We start from the raw sequence: 19,828 nt of genomic DNA on the forward strand, positions 1-19,828 counted from the left end.
GTTGCAACAGAAATGGTCATGCTATTTTTTTAATCGTTTTTGTTCTCTAGCTAATAAAGTGTTTTTTAACAACATAGCAATTGTCATTGGACCAACACCACCAGGAACAGGAGTTATGAAAGAAGCTTTTTTAGACACGTGTTCAAAATCTACATCACCAGTAATTCGATAACCTTTTTCGGTAGTTTCATCGGCCACACGAGTAATACCGACGTCAATAATTACTGCATCGTCTTTAATCATTTCGGCTTTCAAATAATTAGGAACTCCAAGTGCTGTGATGATAATATCGGCTTGAGAGGTAATTTGATTAATATTTTTGGTATGACTGTGTGTCAAAGTTACGGTTGAATTTCCTGGAAAACCTTTTCGTCCCATCAAGATACTCATCGGTCGTCCCACAATGTGACTTCTTCCAATAACTACGGTATGTTTTCCTTCGGTTTGAACATTGTATCGTTCAAGAAGTTCTAAAATTCCAAAAGGTGTTGCTGGTATAAATGTTGTCATGTCTAACGCCATTTTTCCAAAATTTTCTGGATGAAAACCATCTACGTCTTTACTTGGATCAATGGCCATGATGATTTCTTGTGTATCAATTTGTTTAGGCAAAGGCAATTGCACAATAAACCCATCAATATCATCATTATTGTTTAATTCTTTAATCTTTTTAAGTAATTCGGTTTCAGATGTTGTGCTTGGCATTTTCACCAAAGTCGATTCGAAACCAACTCTTTCGCAAGCTTTTACTTTACTTCCAACATAAGTTAAACTTGCGCCATCATTTCCAACAATAATTGCGGCTAAATGTGGAACTTTTTCGCCATTGTCTTTCATCTTTTGGACTTCGGCAGCGATTTCATTTTTGATATCTTCCGATACTTTTTTTCCGTCTAAAATTTGCATTGTAGTTGTGTTGTTTTAGGTTTTAAGTTTCAGGTTTTAAGTTGTAATTTCCTGAAACAAGTAGTTAGTATTTTAAAAAGAAATAAGGTTTAACATTTCATAACTTGAAACTTTAAACCTTAACTTACTTTATTTCATTCCTTTCATTCCACCCATCATTTTCATCATATTTTTTCCGCCTGGACCTTGCATCATCTTCATCATTTTGCTCATTTGGTCAAACTGTTTCATCAATTGATTTACTTCTTCTATTTTTCTACCAGAACCTTTTGCAATTCTAGTTTTTCTTTTCATATCAATTAGCGACGGTTTTGTTCTTTCTATTGGCGTCATCGAATGGATTATAGCTTCAATATGTTTAAATGCATCGTCTTCAATTTCAACATCTTTCATTGCTTTTCCGGCACCAGGAATCATTCCGACTAAGTCTTTCATGCTTCCCATTTTTTTAATTTGTTGAATTTGGGCCAAGAAATCATCAAATCCAAATTCGTTTTTAGCAATTTTCTTCTGGATTTTTCTTGCTTCTTCTTCGTCGTATTGCTCTTGAGCTCTTTCAACAAGCGACACAACGTCTCCCATACCAAGAATTCTGTCTGCCATACGAGAAGGATAGAATACATCAATAGCATCCATTTTTTCGCCAGTACCAACAAATTTAATTGGTTTATTCACAACCGATTTAATTGTAATTGCTGCTCCACCACGCGTATCACCATCTAATTTAGTAAGGATTACACCATCAAAATTTAATCTATCGTTAAATGCTTTAGCCGTATTTACAGCATCTTGACCAGTCATTGCATCAACAACAAAAAGAGTTTCGTGTGGTTGAATTGCTTTGTGAACATCGGCAATTTCAGTCATCATTTCTTCATCGACAGCCAAACGACCTGCTGTATCGACAATTACAACATTAAATCCGTTAGCTTTGGCATAAGCGATTGCTTTAAGCGAAATATCCACTGGATTTTTGTTTTCTGGCTCAGAGTAAACCTCTACACCTATTTGATCTCCAACAACATGCAACTGATTGATTGCCGCAGGACGATAAATATCACAAGCCACCAAAAGTGGTTTTTTGTTCTTTTTAGTTTTTAGATAATTAGCAAGTTTACCAGAAAAAGTAGTTTTACCAGAACCTTGTAAACCCGACATTAAAATAACAGTTGGATTTCCAGAAAGATTTATTCCTGCTGCATCTCCACCCATTAATTCAGTTAATTCGTCTTTAACCAATTTTACCATTAATTGTCCTGGTTCTAATGTAGTTAATACATTTTGACCCATTGCTTTTTCTTTTACTGTTGTAGTAAAATCTTTAGCAATTTTAAAGTTAACATCGGCATCAAGCAAGGCACGACGTACTTCTTTTAATGTTTCGGCAACGTTTACTTCGGTAATTTTTCCGTGTCCTTTAAGGATGTGGAATGCTTTATCTAATTTTTCGCTTAAATTATTGAACATAATTAATGGAGTTTTCTAAAAATGAAATGCAAATTTAAGCATTTGAATTTGAAGTACGAAAGTATTAGATATAAAAAAACCATCCGATAGCCGAATGGTTTACTTTGAGAAACTATTTTTATTAAAATGTTGTTGTGCTGTTGGCTTGATATGCAAAATTAAAAGTGAAATATCTAGCTACCGATGTTGCGTCTGGCGTTGCTGGTGCATTTTGATAATAGCTTAAAATTTCAAATTTTGCGTATTTTCCATCGTGTGTTTTAACTACAAAAACTTTTCCTGCACGAGGCGAAATAATATTTGTTGCGCCATTGTAATCGTACCAACCATTACCGCTTCCTGTAGGAATTGCATAAATTGATGGTCCATCTTGCGTAAATGTTGCTGCCGCAGGAAAAGTTGTCACCGCTCCAAATGTATTAGAAACGATACTTACAGCTCCAACTCCAGTGCGAAGTGGCTCATCTGTAATTCCAATTTCGTCTCCTCCATTTACTATAATTGTTGTTCCACGAAAAGCGATGTCCCAATTATCATTAGTAACAACGGCGTTTTCTGAGAAACTAAATTTTGTAAATGCGCCACCAACCGGTTGTCCTTGTCCGCCAGTTTGTGGTGCAGCAAGATTGCTAACGGTTTTTGTTACAACTGCTTGAGTTGTGTCTGAATTGTTGTCGTCGTCATTGCTACAAGATGTTGCAAAAATTACTAATGCCAAAAGCGAAAGTTTTAAAAAATGTGTTTTCATATAAAATGTATTTAAAAAATTAAAAAAATGGTTATTAAAAATTGTATTGAATTCGTGCAAAAAGTTGTCTTCCAGAAAGATTTCCTATTTCATCAGGATTAGTAAAATCTAGTAAATTATTGGCACCAGCTTGAAGTGTTATTTTATCTTGAATGTGTTTAGAAATAGATAAATTGGTTAAAAAATAATCGTTTACAAAATTGTCATACTTGTCTAGAATTTGATTTCCGTTGGTATCAAACAATCCATATTTACTGCGATAAAAAACACGAAGATTGATGTCGGTTTTGAACTTTTCAATTGTATATAGAAATTTAATATTCGCAGTATGTTTCGATCTATTATAAAGCCCAAAATAATCTGATTTACTGATTTTTATAGTTTGTGTAGATCCTGATGGACGTACAAACTGATGCGCTTCAAAATCGTCAAGAACCGATTTATCCTTGGCAATTAAATACTGATATCCAAGTGAAATAGTAAATCGCTTTGTGAAATTATATGTAGTATTATATTCTAATCCGTAAGTAATTATTTTACTACTATTGAAGTAACTAAAAATATTTTGCCCATTAGTTTTTTGAGCAATAACTCTTGTATCTATTAAATTGGTTATGGAATTATAAAATGCATTTACTTCTACTTTTAATTTGTTTTTTTTATAAAAAGTTCCAAAATTAAAATTTATAGCGCTTTCTGCTTTCAATGGATTATCAAAATTTATTCCTGGTGTTGTAAACAAAATTTGACCTTGACTTTCTAGTTCGTTCAATCTGTTTTCTGCAACATTATAGCCAAGAACAGTATAGCCAACTTGTGGGTTGGTAAAATCGAAAAATAACTGACGAAAATCTGGCGCTTTATAGCCGTAACCTATAGAAGATTTTAAAGAAAAACTCGAATTAAATTTATAATTCACAGCTAATTTCGGACTCCATTGCGATGCATATTGATTGTGATTATCAAATCTAAATCCGGCTAGAACATTCCATTTGGAATTTGGATTATAATCATATTGCATAAAAACATATTGCGAATAGAAAGTTACATTGCTATCAAAATAAGTTCTGTCTAAAGTTTCATGATTAAATCCAATTCCTGTTGTTATTTTGTCTTCATTTAATGACAATGTAGTTCTTATTTCTGGTCGGAAAAGCCATTGGTTGTAGTACGTTCTATCGTAAAAAACATTATATTGATCATTTAAAAAAGTATCGTTTTTATAATTAGTTACATACAATTCGTATTCAAAAAATAGTTTAGAATTCCATTTATGTTCTAGCTTTAGTTGTGAATTCCATTCGTTTTCTGAGGCATCGCCTTTATAATTTTCAGAATTAATTAGCGCAACATTATGCATCTTTTGATTGTAAAAACGGTTGCTAACAATTAGTTTCAAGTTATCTGAAAAATCATAAACTATTTTTGGTTGAACAGTTGTATTGTAAAATCGTTCAACATTTTGCAAAGGCGTAGTTTTATCTAAATCATAACCATCAGACGAATAAAAATTGGCAAATAAATTGACTGAGAATTTGTTTTTTTTCCAAATAATATTAGAATTGATATCGTTAGTATTAAATGTTGCATATCTATAAGAAAGCATTCCCGAAAATCTATCTTTTTTGGGTTTTTTAGTAATTACATTAATCACGCCACCCATTGCTTCTGAACCGTATAATGCCGATGATGCGCCTTTTACAATTTCAATTCTATCAATATTTCCAACAGCAATTCTTGACAAATCTAAAACTCCCGAACTTCTTCCCACAAGCGGAACTCCATCAATAAGAATCATGGTGTAAGCCGCATCAAGACCTTGCATTTGTATTCCTTCAAAACCGCTTTCGTCTGGAATTAAAATAATACCGGTTTGCTCATTTAATATTTCATTTAATCTTGAAACTCCAGATTTTGCAATCGCCTCAGATGTAATTACTGTAATTGGTAATGGCAATGAAGAAAGTATTCTTTCTGTTCTTGTAGCAGTAATGATAACTTCATCTAATTGCACTGTTTTTATAGAATCTACAACTTTATTTTGTTGTGCAAATAAAGTCGTAGACAGAATAAACAACACCATATTTAAATTCCTTTTAAGAATCATTTGTATTTTTTTTTGGCAAATATATATCTTATTTTTATTTATTCTAAATAAATTTAGTAGTTTTGTCAAAAATTAATATTCATCAAATTATAACATTATGAGAATCAATTCTATTCTATTATCGTCAACTTTTTTATTGGTTGGCTTATCTGTTAAAAGTCAAGATTTAAAAAAACAAGAAGATATAAAAGCCATAAAATCTATGTGTGGTTGTTATGAAGTAAAGTTCAATTTTGCAGAAACTTTTCAATATTCTAAAGACAGTATTAATTATAAACCTTCTAAAGTGAAGCATGATTTGGGTTTGGAATGGGTTGAATTAGTAGAAGATAAATCCAATAAAATAGTGTTACAACATTTATTAATTGTTGGAAAAACAGATGCCGACATTGTTAAACATTGGCGTCAAGACTGGCAGTATGAAAACACAGATATTTATGATTTTGTAAAAGATAGAACCTGGAAATTTGAAAAATTGCAAGCTAAAAACGTAAAAGGTCAATGGACACAAAAGGTATATCAAGTAGACGATAGTCCAAGATATGAGGGAACGGCAAGTTGGGTTCATGTTGACGGCACAACCTATTGGAGAAACACTACCGATGCACCATTGCCTAGAAGAGAACACACAAAACGTGATGATTATAATGTTTTAAAAAGAAGAAACATTCATGAAATAACAAAAAAAGGATGGATTCATGAGCAAGATAATGACAAAATAATTAGAGATGATAATGGAAATGATGTACTGTTAGCACAAGAAAAAGGTGTAGATGTTTACACTAAAGTAGATGATAGTAAATGCCAAGTTGCTAAAAACTTTTGGAAAAGCAACAATGCGCTTTGGCAAAAAGTTAGACTAAAATGGGAAATTGAATTTAAGAAAAATAAGGATTTATCATTACAAAAATCGGTAGATGGAAAACCTCTTTATACTCATTTATTCGAATTAAAACCAGATGCTTCGCAAGCCGAAGTTGATAAAATTATTGACAGTTTTTTAATAAAATAAAAGTTTTGGAATATGTGTGATCATAAAATTTTAAATAGAACCAGCAACGGATTTTTACTCTTTTGTTCAAAAAATGATATGTATCAACTATCGTTTAACAATGTAACTTTTAATTTAAATAGTATTGAAATGTTTAGTTTTAAAAGTTATTTGGATAAAATTAATATTGATTATTGGGAAAAAGAATATGAAAATTCAATTTATGAAAAGAAAATTCCTATTCCTACGTTGCAATCAAATTTAATTATTTTATTGAACAGAAAAGAATTGAATGAACTGCTGTTTCTATTAGATTATGAGAAATGCAAACCGCTTTTAAAATCAGTAGAAATAGATTATAAATTAATTTTTAACTGATTCTAAAATTGTATTATTTTGTATATTTGGGTAATTAAAAAATCCGTCATGTTCACACAAACTTGACGGATTTTTTTATTTTACTGTTGCTTCTAATTTTACACTAATTTTATTAGAAACTTTACTTTTAACAACCGAAGGAATTGCAATATCAAAGTCACTTGCATTGACATTAAAATTAGAAATGATTTCTACACCTGCATCAGTTTTTCTAATCTTGGCTACAATAACTACATCTTTGGTTTTTCCGTGAAGTTCTAATTTTCCTTTTACAGTAAAATCTTTGGCAGTTGAAGTTAACGAAGAAAGGTCAAATGCATCAATTTTTCCTCTAAAAGTTGCTTTGGGAAAAACATCACTTTCTACATAATTTTCATTAAAATGTTCTTCCATCAAGGCTACCTTAAATCGGAATCCTTTCATTAACGCAAGGCTGGCAATTTCTCCAGTTTTAGGATTTAAGACAAATGTAACACTGTTATTGATGGCTTTTACTTCTTCAAAAGCTGGCATTGAGGCTTCAAAAATAATTTTACCCGACTTAGAAACCATTTTGTCTTGTGCAGTAACAATAACTGACACAAGCAAAAAACAAAAAACGACTAACTTTTTCATACTCTTTTATATTATTATGATTTTTATTCTTGTAATCCATCTGTACTCCATTGACTTACAATATCAATCGAGTTTTGCGGCAATCGTGGTGCGCCAAGTGGCATCACACCAATTTCACCATTTTGTCTAGAAATTCTATCTAATAAACCATTATTGAGCATAGCATTTTTTACTTGATTGTAAGTAACAAGTGACATTGGTGCTCCATTAGTAGGAACTGCTCCGTGACAAGAAATACAATTGGCATCAATTATAGATTTTACATTTTGATTGTACTTTACAACGCCCAAGACTGGTGTTGCGTCTATTAAATCATTAGTGCTATCGTTGGTACAACTAGAGAAAATAAAAGTTAAAGAAAGTGCGATAAAAAGTGCTTTAGGGTTCATAGCGTTTAAATTTGAATTCAAAATTAGTAATAAAACTTCGATATTTAGATATAAATAATTGTTAAGAAAGTTGTAAAAAATAGATTCAAGAATAATCTAATTAATATTATCTAATCTACGTTAAAAGAAAAAGTTTAGTTTTACACAATTAATATTTCTTGGTTATTAATCCAAAGAAGAAGTAATCTCGTATCTAATTCTAACAAAACAATTATCAATATTATGAAAAAAAAAATAGTACTAATAGCTTTCATTATTATAGTAGCAGGAGCAACATCTATTTACTTTTATGCTTACAAAGACCATAGAGATATAGCAAGAGAATCAGCAGATTATGTTGTTTCTGTGAGCCAAATGCAAACTGAATTTTCTACTAATGACAGTTTATCATATAATAAGTATCAAGATAAAACTATAGAAATTTCAGGAAAAATCACTGCTATTGATATAGAAAGTAGAGGAATTACTGTTGATGAAAAATTGTTTGCAACCTTTAAAAATGCATTACCTAAAGAAATTTCTAATGGACAATTAGTAAAAATTAAAGGTCGTTTTTTGGGATACGACGATTTATTAGAAGAGTTTAAGATTGATCAAACAACGATAATAGAATAAATTATTGTGCATTTCAAAATTTATTTATTATTAAAAAACATTTATTTTTACAAAATTAATTACCAATTATAGTTTATGAAAAAGTTACTTTTATTAGTTTTATTATTACCTTTTGCAACGTTTGCACAAGAAGATTTGTTGTCTGGAGTTGACTCTGTTGCTACTAAAACAAAAGTCGAATCGGCATTTAAAGGTTTAAAAATTGTGAATTTAGAATCTACAAAGCTTGCTGCCAAAGGCGATTTATATTTTATTGTAGCCCACAGATTTGGATCAGTGAAAGAGGGATTTGAAGGTTTTTTTGGACTTGACAATGCCAATACCCAAATTAAATTTCTTTATGGTTTAAAAGATTGGTTAACCATAAGTGGTGCTAGAAGTGAGTTGGCGTATGACTTTTCGTTGAAATATAATTTGCAAAACCAAATTAAAGATGGATTTCCTGTTGCTATTGTAGGTTTCAGTAGCTTGGCAATTAACAATACTTTAAAAGAAAGTAATTACCCTAAATTAAAGTTTGACAATCGCTTAATTTATGTAACCCAATTATTAATTTCTAGAAAGTTTTCTGAAAAATTATCGCTTGAATTGGCTCCTACTTTTTTTCATGAAAATTTTGTAGAAAATGATGATCAAGACAATTCGCAATATGCAATTGGTTTTGGTGGACGGTATAAAATGTCTAAACGTTGGTCAATAAATATGGATTATGCAGCGCATTTAAACAGAGCTTCCAATTCTATTTATAAAAATCCGTTGTCTATTGGAGTAGATTTGGAAACTGGTGGGCATGTTTTTCAGATGCATTTTACCAGTTCGCAAGGAATTCATGAAGCTGGTTTTCTAGGGCAAACAACTGGAGATTGGACTAAAGGCGATGTGTTTTTTGGTTTTAACTTGGCTAGAGTATTCTAATTATCAGAATAAAAATAAAATAAAAATCCCGATACTACATAAAATAGTATCGGGATTTTTTTATAACGTAAAACTACATTCTTTCTGGAACTTCAATACCTAAAAGCTTGAAAGAATCTTTTATAATAGTAGCAACTTTCAAAGATAATTGAACTCTTACTACTTTTTTATCTAGATTTTCTTCTCCAAGAATAGAAACATTTTGATAAAAAGAGTTAAATTCTTTAACCAATTCATAAGTATAATTAGCAACCAAAGCTGGACTAAGATTTTCTGCTGCATTTTGAATCACTTCAGGAAAAAGAGCTATTAGTTTAATCACTTCTTTCTCTTTGGGATGAAGAGCATCTACTGGAGTTTGTCCTAGAGTTTGGTAATCAAAATTTGCTTTTCTTAAAATAGATTGAATTCTAGCATAAGTATATTGAATAAACGGACCCGTATTTCCGTTAAAATCTACAGATTCTTCTGGATTGAACATCATTGATTTCTTTGGATCCACCTTTAGCATGTAATATTTTAACGCTCCAAGTCCAATTATTTCATATAATTTAGATTTTTCGTCGCTAGAATAACCTTCTAATTTTCCTAAATCTTCCGAAATTTTTTGCGCAGTGGCACTCATTTCCATCATTAAATCATCTGCATCAACAACAGTTCCTTCACGAGATTTCATTTTTCCAGAAGGAAGTTCTACCATTCCATAAGACAAATGAAATAAATTGGCTGCCCAATCAAAACCAAGTTTTTTAAGTATTAAAAACAGTACTTTAAAATGATAATCTTGTTCGTTTCCTACGGTGTAAACCATTCCGCCAACATCTGAAAAATCCTTAACACGCTGAATTGCAGTACCTATGTCCTGAGTCATGTAAACCGCAGTTCCGTCCGATCGGAGCACTATTTTTCTGTCTAAACCATCAGGCGTTAAATCTATCCAAACTGATCCATCAGAATCTTTTTCGAAAATTCCTTTTTCAAGTCCAAATTGTACTACTTCTTTTCCTAATAAATAAGTATTTGATTCGTAGTAATAACTATCAAAATCAACTCCAAGTCTTTTATAAGTTTGAGCAAAACCATCATAAACCCATTGGTTCATCATTTTCCAAAGCTCCATAACTTCTGGTTTTCCTGCTTCCCAATCTAATAGCATTTGTTGGGCTTCAATGATACTTGGTGCTATTTTTTTTGCCTCTTCTTCTGATTTTCCTTCAGACATTAAAACGGCAATTTCTGATTTGTAAACTTTATCAAATTCTACATAAAAATTTCCAACCAGTTTATCACCTTTTAAACCTGAAGTTTCTGGAGTTTCACCTTTTCCATATTTCTGCCATGCCAACATCGATTTGCAAATATGTATTCCTCTATCGTTGATGATTTGTGTTTTATAGACTTTTTTACCCGATGCTTTAATAATTTCGGCAACAGAATAACCCAATAAATTGTTTCTAACGTGACCAAGATGTAATGGTTTGTTGGTATTGGGTGAAGAATATTCTACCATAACCGCTTTATCATTTGCGGAAGCAGCAACAAAACCATAGTGTGTATCGTTGTAAATAGTATTAAAAAATTGAATATAGTAAGCATCGGAAATTACAATGTTTAAAAATCCTGCAACAACATTAAATTTTGCAACTTGCTCAACATTTTCTACTAAAAATTCTCCAATTTTTGTACCTATTTCTACAGGATTTCCTTTGATAACTTTCAATAATGGAAAAATAACCATGGTAATATCACCTTCAAAATCTTTCCTGGTTGCTTGAAATTCAATTTTTTCGATAGAAATACCAAATTGTGTTTGAATTGCATCAATAATAGCTGGAAATAAGATTTGTTGTAGCGTCATTTTTACATTTTTAAATAAGAGTGCAAAGATAGCGTATAATTATAAAAATGAAGAATGAAATAGTAGGATAATGATTTGAAAATAAAAGGAATGAAATAAAAGCTATAATTTGTAAGATATATTAGATAAATAAAATTATTAAGTGCATTATATCGATTTTATTTGTATTTAATCGATATTATTTATAATATTTGTATGTCAAATAGCATTCCCAATGAAAAAAACTCTATCACTATTATTTATTTTACTTACCGTAAATGTCTTTTCGCAAGCCATTACAGTAAGTACAAATACCTACACGGTTCCGCAATTGGTAAATTCTGTTTTAATAAATTCACCTTGTATTAATGCCACTAATATAACTTGGAGAACAGGTACAAATTTTGGTTCAACGAATGGCATTGGATATTTTCAAAATACCAATCCCAATTTTCCTATGCAAAGTGGTGTTGTGCTTAGCACTGGAAATGCGCTAGAAGCAGCTGGACCAAACACAACTTTTTTATCATCGGGCACAACAGCATGGACAGGCGATGCTGCACTAGAAGCAACTTTAGCAACATCTGGCATAACAATGACTTCTGCCAATGCAACTGTTTTAGAATTTGAATTTACACCTTTATCACCACATTTTGATTTTGATTTCTTGTTTGCATCCGAAGAATACGGTAATTTTCAGTGCCAATTTTCTGATGCTTTTGCCTTTTTATTGACAAATATGAGTACTGGTATTACTACAAATTTGGCCGTTGTTCCTGGAACTTCTAGTCCGATATCTGTTGTAACTATTAGAGATTTTTTATACAATTCTACTTGTCCATCGGCTAATCAAAACTTTTTTGGCTCTTTCAATGGTGGATCGAACGCAACAAATTCTGCTACGAACTTTAATGGTCAAACCAAGGTAATGAATGCTTCGGCAACACTAGTGCCGAACACACTTTATAAAATAAAATTAGTTATTGCCGATAGAAGTGATAATAAATCGGATTCTGCAATTTTTTTATCTTCCAATAGTTTTAATATTGGTCAAAAAGTATTGGGAGACGATTTAACCATTGCAACAAATACTGCAATTTGCGACGGACAAACTCATGTTATAAACAGTGGACTAAACCCTGCAATATATTCGTTTATTTGGAAAAAAGATGGCGCAATTATTAATGGTCAAAATGGTGCATCGCTAACAATTAGTCAGCCTGGAGTTTATGAAATAACATATACCAATATTGCTTTTCCTTGTCAAACAATAACAGATAGCATTCTAGTAGAGTATTATCCTATTTTTAGTACGCCTAATCCAACTAATTTATATAAATGTAATACAGGACAGCCAAACTACAATTTCAATTTGGCTTACAACACTCCATTAGTAACATCAGGATTAGATGCAAGCACTACCGTTTCTTATCATGCTTCTATAATTGATGCAAATTCTAATAGTAATGCTTTGCCTCTAAATTATTTGAGCGCAGGAAATCAGACCATTTTTGTTAGAATCAACAATCCAGCTACAGGATGTTATACTATAAAATCGTTTCAATTGCTTGTAGTTACCTCTCCAATTGCCAATCAGCCAGCAGATTTAACATTGTGCGGTAATAATGCAGGAACAGGAAATTTTAATTTAAATTTTACAACCTCATCAATATTAAATGGTCAATCGCCTTTAATATATACGGTGCTATATTTCTATACTATGGCTGATGCAAATGCTAATACAAATGCAACTAATGGACAAGTAATAGTTAGTAATCCAAATCAGACAGTTTATATAAGAGTTCATCTAATTACTGATTCAAGTTGTTATAGTATTACTTCTATGAATTTACATTTACTTCCATTGCCACTAGTAGATAAACTAGATGATGTAATTACATGTACCAGTTATATTTTACCTCCATTAACAAATGGTAACTATTTTACAGGATCAGGCGGAACAGGAACTCCTTTATTTGCTGGAGATGTAATTACCCAAACAAAACTTATTTATATCTATAACATTAGCAATAGTACGCCTGCATGTCCCAATGAAACAAGCTTTAAAGTAGTAATTATTAAACCCGAAGATTTATCAATTACATCTGGAACTTATTGCAACAATTATACACTTCCATCGCTACAATATGGAGAATATCATACACAACCTGATGGCGCAGGAACAAATTTACCCGGAGGAACAGTTCTTACTACTTCACAAACAATTTATTATTATTTCCTTTCAGATGAAACGCCTCCTTGTGTTGTTCAAGCACCATTTAGTATAGTAATTGTTACTTCCCAAGATGTACCAACTTTTTCCAATGTATTTGATTGTACCTCCTACACTCTTCAACCATTGTCTTTTGGAAATTATTATGATGGTCCAAATGGAACCGGAAATCAATTACCAGTTGGAACTGTAATAAATGCTTCGAAAAGAATCTATATTTATGGACAAACTGGAACTGCTTGTAACAGTCAAAGCACCTTTGAAGTGGTGATAGGCATTAATTTTCCAACTTCGGTAACAGAATGTGTTAGTTATACATTACCACAATTAATAGTTGGAAACTATTTTACAGGACCAATTGGCTCTGGAACTCAAATTGCAGCCGGAACTGTAATTAATAGTACACAAACAATTTATGTGTATGCTATTTCTCAATCGCAGCCCAACTGTACAGACAATTATAACTTTATAGTATCAATTGTTTTACCCGTTATAACACCACCAACAGTACTTTCTGGATGTGATAATTATACATTACCAGCACTAACAACAGGAAATTATTTTACTGCTTCTGGCGGCGGTGGTACAGCATTATTTGCTACAGATGTCATTACGTCTTCACAAAAATTGTACATTTATGTAAACGATAATAATGGTTGTCAAAACGAAATTAGCATTGACATCGTAATAAATCAAACTCCAATAATAGATTCTAGAGCAGAGATTGATGCGTGCCATTCTTATACCTTAACTAATTTATCACAAGGAAATTATTTTACTGGTCCAAATGGAAGCGGAACCATGATGAATGGTGGCGATGTCCTTACAGATTCTCAGTTAATCTATATTTATGCTACTGCAAATGGATGTTCGGCAGAAACAAGTTTTCAATTAAATATTTTTAAAATAGTTGCGTTTCAACCCCAAAATATTGCAATTTGTGATAATTATACTTTACCAACATTGCCAGTAGATAATAAATATTACACTCAAACTGGCGGACAGTATGGAACAGGAACAGAACTTCCATCGGGAACTATACTAAATACATCACAAACAGTTTATGTTTTTATTGAATCTGCAGGAAGAATAAATTGTACCAATGAAACTAGTTTTACAATAACAATAATTCCTACACCAGTTATTCCTAATCCGGCTAATGTGGCTGTATGTAATTCATATACTTTACCAGCATTATCTGTGGGTGATTATTATACTCAGACTAATAAAGGAGGAATTAAACTAAATGCTGGTACGGTTATAACAACCAGTCAAACGCTATTTATTTATGCCGAAACTGCTACTACACCAAACTGCTTTGACGAAAAAAGTTTTACAATTGCTATTTTTAATGTCGATCAATTGCAAGACATAACCATTTGCGAAAGCTATACTTTACCCAACCTAACCATTGGAAATTATTATAACGCAACTGGTGGAACTGGAGGTATGATTTTGCAAGGAAGTACAATTTATGCAAGTAAGACGGTTTATATCTTTGCTAATTCTGGTTACAATCCTAACTGTTCTGATGAAACTTCGTTTGTAGTTACAATTATCGATACGCCAATTGCAAATCCTGTTCCTCTTGCCGTTAGAACTATTTGTGATCAAGACGGAATTAATGATGGTATTTTTAATTTTGATTTAACTACTTTCAATTCTATAATTCTAGGAACGCAAACTGGCCCAGAATTTTCATTAAATTATTACAGTACTCTAAATGATGCTACTGCAAATAGTAATTCAATTATAAATTCTACACTAACAACTGTTTATGTTAGAGTAAATAATGCCTTGGCACCCAACTGTTATGATGTAAAACCAATTTCAATAATTGTAAATAAAATACCCGAACCTAAACCAATTGACGGAATTATATGTATAAAAAGTTCTAACGGACAATTATTAAATCCATACATGCTTTACAGCGGATTACCTTCAAACACGCACACTTTTCAATGGTTTAACGCCCAAGGACAAGTTGTAGGAACTGGAGCAAACTATCAGGCAATTCTACCCGGAACTTATAGTATCATTGCAACAAGTACCATTACTGGATGTCCATCGGAAGAAGTATTTACAATTGTTAGTCCGTCTGAACCTGCTCTTGTAAGTTATGCAGTAAGTGCCGATTTTGCCGACAGTCAATCTATTACTATAACGGCTACAGGAACTGGTGGTGATTATGAATATCAATTAGATAACGGAGTTTTTCAAGACAGTCCTGTTTTTAACAACGTAATGTCGGGTTTACACACTATAACTGTTCGAGATAAAAATGGCTGCGGAATAACAATAACTGATGCAATAGTTGTTAATTATCCTCACTATTTTACACCCAATGGCGATGGAATAAATGAAACTTGGAACATTAAAGATTTACAAGAACAAGAAGTATCAACAATATACATTTATGACCGATATGGTAAATTAATAAGAAAAATAAAACCATCTGGTATTGGATGGGACGGAACTTACAACAATACTCTAATGCCAGCTGATGATTATTGGTTTTCAATAAATTATCTAAAAGATGGTACCGAAAAAGAATTTAAAGCTCATTTTGCTTTAAAACGATAAATGCCTTTTTTGCCCCAATAAAAAAAGCTTTTTCAATTTAAATTACATTTGAACCAAAAACCCCGAAGTGCAAATCGGGGTTTTTATTTTTTATAAAAAAAACAAAGACAACCTACTACCATTTTATAATAGCACTTGCCCAAGTAAATCCGCTACCAAAAGCAGCCAAAACTATTGTATCACCTTCTTTAATTTTGCCCAATTCCCAAGCTTCTGTTAATGCTATCGGAATAGATGCTGCCGTTGTATTTCCGTATTTTCGAATGTTATTAAACACTTGATCATCACTCAATTTAAAACGTTGCTGAATGAATTGCGAAATTCTTAAATTGGCTTGGTGCGGAATCAACATATCAATATCGGCAACTTCAAGATTATTGGCTTGTAAACCTTCGTTAATGACTTCGCTAAAACGTACTACGGCATTTTTAAAAACAAATTGTCCGTTCATGTGCGGAAAATAACTTTCATCATCTGGATTATTATCTGCCAAAATATCTGTAATCCATCTTCCTCCCATTCCTGGTGCTAAAACAGCTAATTCTTCGGCATGTTCACCTTCAGAATGTAAGTGTGTAGAAAGAATTCCTTTGGTTAAATCTTCTTCTCTACTCACTAAAGCTGCTCCTGCTCCATCTCCAAAAATTACAGAAACACCGCGTCCTCTATTAGTCATGTCCAATCCCAAAGATTGCACTTCTGACGCTACAACCAAAATGTTTTTATACATTCCAGTTTTAATATATTGATCAGCAACAGATAGCGCATATATAAATCCAGAACATTGATTTCTAATGTCCAATGCGCCAACGGTTTTTAATCCTAATTCTTTTTGAACAGCAACTCCTGGTCCAGGAAAATAAAAATCGGGTGAAATTGTAGCAAAAACTATAAAATCAATCTCGTCGTTGGCAATTCCAGAACGCTCAATTGCAATTTTTGCAGCTTTTACACCCATTGAAGTTGTTGTGTCTTCACCACGAATGATGTGACGTCGTTCTTTAATTCCGGTACGCTCTTGAATCCATTCATCAGAAGTATCCATTATTTTGGACAAATCGTCATTAGTCACCACATTATCAGGAACATAATATCCTAGCCCAATTATCTTTGAATGATACATATTTTATATTTTTAGCAAAATTGATAGTACAAATTTAACAATCTTTTAAAAAATACTATTAGAAATTGGCTTAAATTTTGGATTTGTTAATTGTTATTTCATCTTAAAAACAAAAAAACCATCAACAAGAGCTGATGGTTTTAGATAAATTTTATGTTATACTATTATGCCGATTGGTCGTCAACAGTTGCATCTGGAGCATTTTTTTTCACAGATTCGATTCCGTTTTCTCTAGAAGCTACACTTTCATACATTTCACTGTTTCCAATAATTTGTCCGTTTCCTGCTTTTAAATTGAAATAGGGTTGACCACTTTTAGCTTCCAATCTGTCATAGCGACCATCATCTTGCGAATTTTTTTTAACTGATTCAATTCCGTTTTCGCAAGCTGCTTTGGTAGTATAACCTTCACTTGCTAGAATTGTTTGTCCATTTCCTGCTTTTAGATTGAATTGAAATTCTCCATTCTTTCTTGTTGTAATTACAAATTTTCCCATTTTTACGGTTTTAGTTTTTTTGATTAATTTGAACTAATAAAATTATAGATTTTTTTATAAATAAACAAATAATTTTTGTAGCATTATTTCTACTTTTTATTATTAATTAGTTGTAGTTCAGTCATGATATCTAAAAAATAATTATTATTTTTAATGAATACAAACGTTTATTAATAAAAAACAAAACCTATAATTTAGGTTCCCAAAGTTCAATTTTATTGCCTTCAGAATCCATAATATGTACAAATTTTCCATAATCATAACTTGCAATTTCATCAAGAATCGTTACACCGTTTTCTTTAAGTTTGGCTACAAGCGCTTCTATATTTTGAACTTGATAATTAATCATAAATTCTTTTTTGGATGGCGCAAAATAGTCGTCTCCTTTCTTAAACGGTTTCCATTGAAGCGAGTTTACTTCCTCTGGTTTGTTCACATTTCTAGATTCAAAACTAGCTGAACCCCATGCATTAATATCTAATCCTAAATTTTTAGCATACCATTCTTTGGTTTCTTTTGGATTATCAGATATAAAGAAAATTCCACCAATTCCTGTCACTTTTGGCATTGTATCAACAGATGGTATTGCGCTTACGGTTTGCTTTTTTGATTCGTCCATTTTTTTTGATTTATTAAGTGAAGCATTGCAGCTTGAAAGAAGCGTTACAATTGAAAATGATAGTATTAGTTTGTTCATGTTTATTTTTTTAGTAAAAATCTTGTTTACTATCTTTACTTTATTCTGGTAGTAATGATTATAGACGGTTTAGTTTGATTGATTCGTTTTGGATCTAGAACTAAAATTTCCAATTTTGAAATATTTTTTGGATCAATCATGTAGGTTTCTAAATTTTCTATTAATAAATCATTTACCATAACATTTATACTATCACTGTTTTTTAAAGATTGATTTTGCTCTTTAATATTTTCAACAAATTTTTCTAAAGTTATAGGTTCTGAAACTGTTTTATTTGAACTCTTCTGTGAGAAAACATTTGAAGAAATTAAAATCAAAAACAGAATAACTATTTTTTTTATACTCTTTAAGCGCATTTTATTTGAGAATAATATAGGTTGAAATTAAGTTTTTTATTTAATAATTTTAATTGATTGTCGTCCTGTATTGGTATGCAAATTCAAAAAATAAATACCGCTTGCATACGAAAAATCAAATGTGTAGCGCTTGGTTGTTGCACTTTCAATTTCATCAATTTTTAGTTGTTTAATAAATTGTCCTGTGCTAGAATATAAGCCTAACATTAAATGATCTGTACCTCTAAAATCTATTTCTAAATTAAGTTTATCTTTAATAGGATTTGGTGCAACTCTAACATTTAACGGAATTCTAGCTTGCTCCTGAAATTGATTTACATTCAAATTGTTAGTCATTTTATAAATTGTAGTTCCGCAAGCATAGGCCAAAGTGTTGTTTACAAAAAATATTCTGTTTAGATTACTTCCCACAGTTGTATTTGTCCAAGTAGTTCCACTATCGAACGTTTCATAAAATCCAGTGGCGTGTCCGCCCATCCAACCATGATTTTCATCTACAAAGCCAACCGCTTGAATTTCTGATTCTGGTGCGTCTTTTGAAATCCAATTTAAGCCACCATCAGATGATTTTATTAACTTACCAGGATTAGGTGCAACAGCTTCAATTGCTCCAAAAATTACATTAATATTACTTGCTAAAACTTGTAATTTCCACACATATTCACCAGCAATTGTTCCGTTATAAACAGTTGTCCAAGTAGTTCCGCCATCGGTAGTTTTCAATATTACTGCGCCACTAGCACTATTTCCAGAGGCATAACCTGTATATTCATCCGTAAAAAGCACTTCTACCAATGCATCTGCATAAGCACTCATGTTGATGTATTGCCAAGTCATTCCACTATCGGAAGATTTAATAATGTAAGCTGGCGAAAAATATGCACCACAGCCATATATTGTTGATGTTCCTATACAATCCAATCCACAAATTGCATCAGGATTAGTAGAAATTGTAACCAAACTCCATGTTGTTCCTCCATCAATAGTTTTATAGAATTTTCCGTTTAATGTGCCTAAAAAACCTATGTTTTCATCAAGAAATTCTATATTCCTAAAATAATGATAACTTCCTAAAATAGAATTATTTAGTTGCTGCGTCCAAGTAGTTCCGCCGTCAATTGTCTTATAAACTGCAGCGTAATATCCGTTGGCAGCCCAACCTAAATTTTCATTTAAAAAAAACACATCATCAAAGCGTTGCCCATTTAAATTTGCTGCAATATTTGGCATTGGAGACCATGATAATTGTGCCGATGAAACAGTTGAAATTAATAAAAAAAAGAATAGTTTTTTCATTGATGATATTTTTTATAAAAATATAAAAATTATTGCTGTCTTTTAAAGATTTAATTCATTTTTTTAAATTGATTT

General features: G+C 31.6%; 17 protein-coding genes. 5 read left to right on the forward strand and 12 right to left on the reverse strand.

The annotated features are described in order from the left end of the window. Window positions 1–21: 21 nt before the first annotated feature. The 4 genes from ACH2CG_RS02815 to ACH2CG_RS02830 all read right to left on the reverse strand — a co-directional run bounded on the left by ACH2CG_RS02815 (window position 22) and on the right by ACH2CG_RS02830 (window position 5,228). Window positions 22–906, reverse strand: a complete 885-nt coding sequence (locus tag ACH2CG_RS02815; protein WP_395061986.1) for a bifunctional 5,10-methylenetetrahydrofolate dehydrogenase/5,10-methenyltetrahydrofolate cyclohydrolase — start codon at window positions 904–906, stop codon at window positions 22–24. 129 nt (window positions 907–1,035) lie between these two features. Further along, window positions 1,036–2,373 (reverse strand): signal recognition particle protein, encoded by a 1,338-nt coding sequence (ffh, locus tag ACH2CG_RS02820; protein WP_395061988.1) that lies wholly within the window; start codon window positions 2,371–2,373, stop codon window positions 1,036–1,038. A 121-nt stretch (window positions 2,374–2,494) separates the two neighbouring features. After that, window positions 2,495–3,121, reverse strand: a complete 627-nt coding sequence (locus ACH2CG_RS02825) for an HmuY family protein (protein ID WP_395061990.1) — start codon at window positions 3,119–3,121, stop codon at window positions 2,495–2,497. Window positions 3,122–3,155: 34 nt separating this feature from the next. Continuing rightward, window positions 3,156–5,228 carry a TonB-dependent receptor plug domain-containing protein gene (locus tag ACH2CG_RS02830; protein ID WP_395061992.1) on the reverse strand — a complete coding sequence of 691 codons (2,073 nt, stop codon included), beginning with the start codon at window positions 5,226–5,228 and terminating at the stop codon, window positions 3,156–3,158. 97 nt (window positions 5,229–5,325) lie between these two features. Here ACH2CG_RS02830 and ACH2CG_RS02835 point away from each other — a divergent pair, with 97 nt between their 5' ends. Together ACH2CG_RS02835 and ACH2CG_RS02840 are read left to right on the forward strand one after the other, a co-directional pair. Further along, entirely contained in the window at window positions 5,326–6,240 is a 915-nt protein-coding gene (locus tag ACH2CG_RS02835) for a DUF6607 family protein (RefSeq protein WP_395061994.1), read from the forward strand. Window positions 6,241–6,252: 12 nt separating this feature from the next. Further along, complete coding sequence (locus tag ACH2CG_RS02840; protein ID WP_395061996.1) at window positions 6,253–6,597, forward strand: DUF6686 family protein; 345 nt, start codon at window positions 6,253–6,255, stop codon at window positions 6,595–6,597. A gap of 75 nt (window positions 6,598–6,672) precedes the next feature. Here ACH2CG_RS02840 and ACH2CG_RS02845 read toward each other — a convergent pair whose 3' ends face one another. Then, complete coding sequence (locus ACH2CG_RS02845; RefSeq protein WP_395061998.1) at window positions 6,673–7,212, reverse strand: YceI family protein; 540 nt, start codon at window positions 7,210–7,212, stop codon at window positions 6,673–6,675. 23 nt (window positions 7,213–7,235) lie between these two features. Next, complete coding sequence (locus tag ACH2CG_RS02850) at window positions 7,236–7,601, reverse strand: hypothetical protein (RefSeq protein WP_395062000.1); 366 nt, start codon at window positions 7,599–7,601, stop codon at window positions 7,236–7,238. 222 nt (window positions 7,602–7,823) lie between these two features. Between ACH2CG_RS02850 and ACH2CG_RS02855 the strand changes: the two genes are divergently transcribed. Together ACH2CG_RS02855 and ACH2CG_RS02860 are read left to right on the forward strand one after the other, a co-directional pair. Then, window positions 7,824–8,216, forward strand: coding sequence for a hypothetical protein (locus ACH2CG_RS02855; RefSeq protein WP_395062002.1), 393 nt, complete (start codon window positions 7,824–7,826; stop codon window positions 8,214–8,216). Window positions 8,217–8,291: 75 nt separating this feature from the next. After that, the gene (locus ACH2CG_RS02860) at window positions 8,292–9,131 is read left to right on the forward strand and encodes a DUF5777 family beta-barrel protein (RefSeq protein WP_395062004.1); all 840 of its coding nucleotides are present in this window, start codon (window positions 8,292–8,294) and stop codon (window positions 9,129–9,131) included. 73 nt (window positions 9,132–9,204) lie between these two features. Here the strand turns inward: ACH2CG_RS02860 and argS are convergent, their stop codons facing one another. Further along, window positions 9,205–10,989: an arginine--tRNA ligase gene (gene argS, locus ACH2CG_RS02865; RefSeq protein ID WP_395062006.1), complete on the reverse strand. Its 1,785-nt coding sequence runs from the start codon at window positions 10,987–10,989 to the stop codon at window positions 9,205–9,207. 214 nt (window positions 10,990–11,203) lie between these two features. On the opposite strand from argS, the gene ACH2CG_RS02870 reads away from it, so the two are divergent. Continuing rightward, window positions 11,204–15,784, forward strand: a complete 4,581-nt coding sequence (locus tag ACH2CG_RS02870) for a choice-of-anchor L domain-containing protein (protein WP_395062008.1) — start codon at window positions 11,204–11,206, stop codon at window positions 15,782–15,784. A 115-nt stretch (window positions 15,785–15,899) separates the two neighbouring features. On the opposite strand, the gene ACH2CG_RS02875 is transcribed toward ACH2CG_RS02870, so the two are convergent. The 5 genes from ACH2CG_RS02875 to ACH2CG_RS02895 all read right to left on the reverse strand — a co-directional run bounded on the left by ACH2CG_RS02875 (window position 15,900) and on the right by ACH2CG_RS02895 (window position 19,753). Beyond that, window positions 15,900–16,907 carry a 3-oxoacyl-ACP synthase III family protein gene (locus ACH2CG_RS02875; protein ID WP_395062010.1) on the reverse strand — a complete coding sequence of 336 codons (1,008 nt, stop codon included), beginning with the start codon at window positions 16,905–16,907 and terminating at the stop codon, window positions 15,900–15,902. A gap of 164 nt (window positions 16,908–17,071) precedes the next feature. Further along, the gene (locus tag ACH2CG_RS02880; RefSeq protein ID WP_395062012.1) at window positions 17,072–17,404 is read right to left on the reverse strand and encodes a YegP family protein; all 333 of its coding nucleotides are present in this window, start codon (window positions 17,402–17,404) and stop codon (window positions 17,072–17,074) included. 187 nt (window positions 17,405–17,591) lie between these two features. Continuing rightward, window positions 17,592–18,023, reverse strand: a complete 432-nt coding sequence (locus ACH2CG_RS02885) for a VOC family protein (protein ID WP_395062014.1) — start codon at window positions 18,021–18,023, stop codon at window positions 17,592–17,594. 113 nt (window positions 18,024–18,136) lie between these two features. Continuing rightward, on the reverse strand, window positions 18,137–18,457 hold the full coding sequence (locus ACH2CG_RS02890; RefSeq protein ID WP_395062016.1) for a hypothetical protein: 321 nt from the start codon (window positions 18,455–18,457) through the stop codon (window positions 18,137–18,139). A gap of 36 nt (window positions 18,458–18,493) precedes the next feature. Further along, window positions 18,494–19,753 carry a T9SS type A sorting domain-containing protein gene (locus tag ACH2CG_RS02895; RefSeq protein ID WP_395062018.1) on the reverse strand — a complete coding sequence of 420 codons (1,260 nt, stop codon included), beginning with the start codon at window positions 19,751–19,753 and terminating at the stop codon, window positions 18,494–18,496. Between the last annotated feature and the right edge of the window lie 75 nt (window positions 19,754–19,828).

Source organism: Flavobacterium sp. (assembly GCF_043778725.1).
GTDB lineage: Bacteria > Bacteroidota > Bacteroidia > Flavobacteriales > Flavobacteriaceae > Flavobacterium.

Coding starts and splice junctions, on each gene's coding strand:
- ACH2CG_RS02835 (WP_395061994.1), top strand. CDS start 5,326: ATGAGAATCAATTCTATTCTATTATCGTCAACTTTTTTATTGGTTGGC.
- ACH2CG_RS02875 (WP_395062010.1), bottom strand. CDS start 16,907: ATGTATCATTCAAAGATAATTGGGCTAGGATATTATGTTCCTGATAAT.
- ACH2CG_RS02855 (WP_395062002.1), top strand. CDS start 7,824: ATGAAAAAAAAAATAGTACTAATAGCTTTCATTATTATAGTAGCAGGA.
- ACH2CG_RS02885 (WP_395062014.1), bottom strand. CDS start 18,023: ATGGACGAATCAAAAAAGCAAACCGTAAGCGCAATACCATCTGTTGAT.
- ACH2CG_RS02845 (WP_395061998.1), bottom strand. CDS start 7,212: ATGAAAAAGTTAGTCGTTTTTTGTTTTTTGCTTGTGTCAGTTATTGTT.
- ACH2CG_RS02825 (WP_395061990.1), bottom strand. CDS start 3,121: ATGAAAACACATTTTTTAAAACTTTCGCTTTTGGCATTAGTAATTTTT.
- ACH2CG_RS02860 (WP_395062004.1), top strand. CDS start 8,292: ATGAAAAAGTTACTTTTATTAGTTTTATTATTACCTTTTGCAACGTTT.
- ACH2CG_RS02880 (WP_395062012.1), bottom strand. CDS start 17,404: ATGGGAAAATTTGTAATTACAACAAGAAAGAATGGAGAATTTCAATTC.
- ACH2CG_RS02840 (WP_395061996.1), top strand. CDS start 6,253: ATGTGTGATCATAAAATTTTAAATAGAACCAGCAACGGATTTTTACTC.
- ACH2CG_RS02895 (WP_395062018.1), bottom strand. CDS start 19,753: ATGAAAAAACTATTCTTTTTTTTATTAATTTCAACTGTTTCATCGGCA.
- ACH2CG_RS02870 (WP_395062008.1), top strand. CDS start 11,204: ATGAAAAAAACTCTATCACTATTATTTATTTTACTTACCGTAAATGTC.
- argS (WP_395062006.1), bottom strand. CDS start 10,989: ATGACGCTACAACAAATCTTATTTCCAGCTATTATTGATGCAATTCAA.
- ACH2CG_RS02890 (WP_395062016.1), bottom strand. CDS start 18,457: ATGCGCTTAAAGAGTATAAAAAAAATAGTTATTCTGTTTTTGATTTTA.
- ACH2CG_RS02850 (WP_395062000.1), bottom strand. CDS start 7,601: ATGAACCCTAAAGCACTTTTTATCGCACTTTCTTTAACTTTTATTTTC.
- ACH2CG_RS02815 (WP_395061986.1), bottom strand. CDS start 906: ATGCAAATTTTAGACGGAAAAAAAGTATCGGAAGATATCAAAAATGAA.
- ffh (WP_395061988.1), bottom strand. CDS start 2,373: ATGTTCAATAATTTAAGCGAAAAATTAGATAAAGCATTCCACATCCTT.
- ACH2CG_RS02830 (WP_395061992.1), bottom strand. CDS start 5,228: ATGATTCTTAAAAGGAATTTAAATATGGTGTTGTTTATTCTGTCTACG.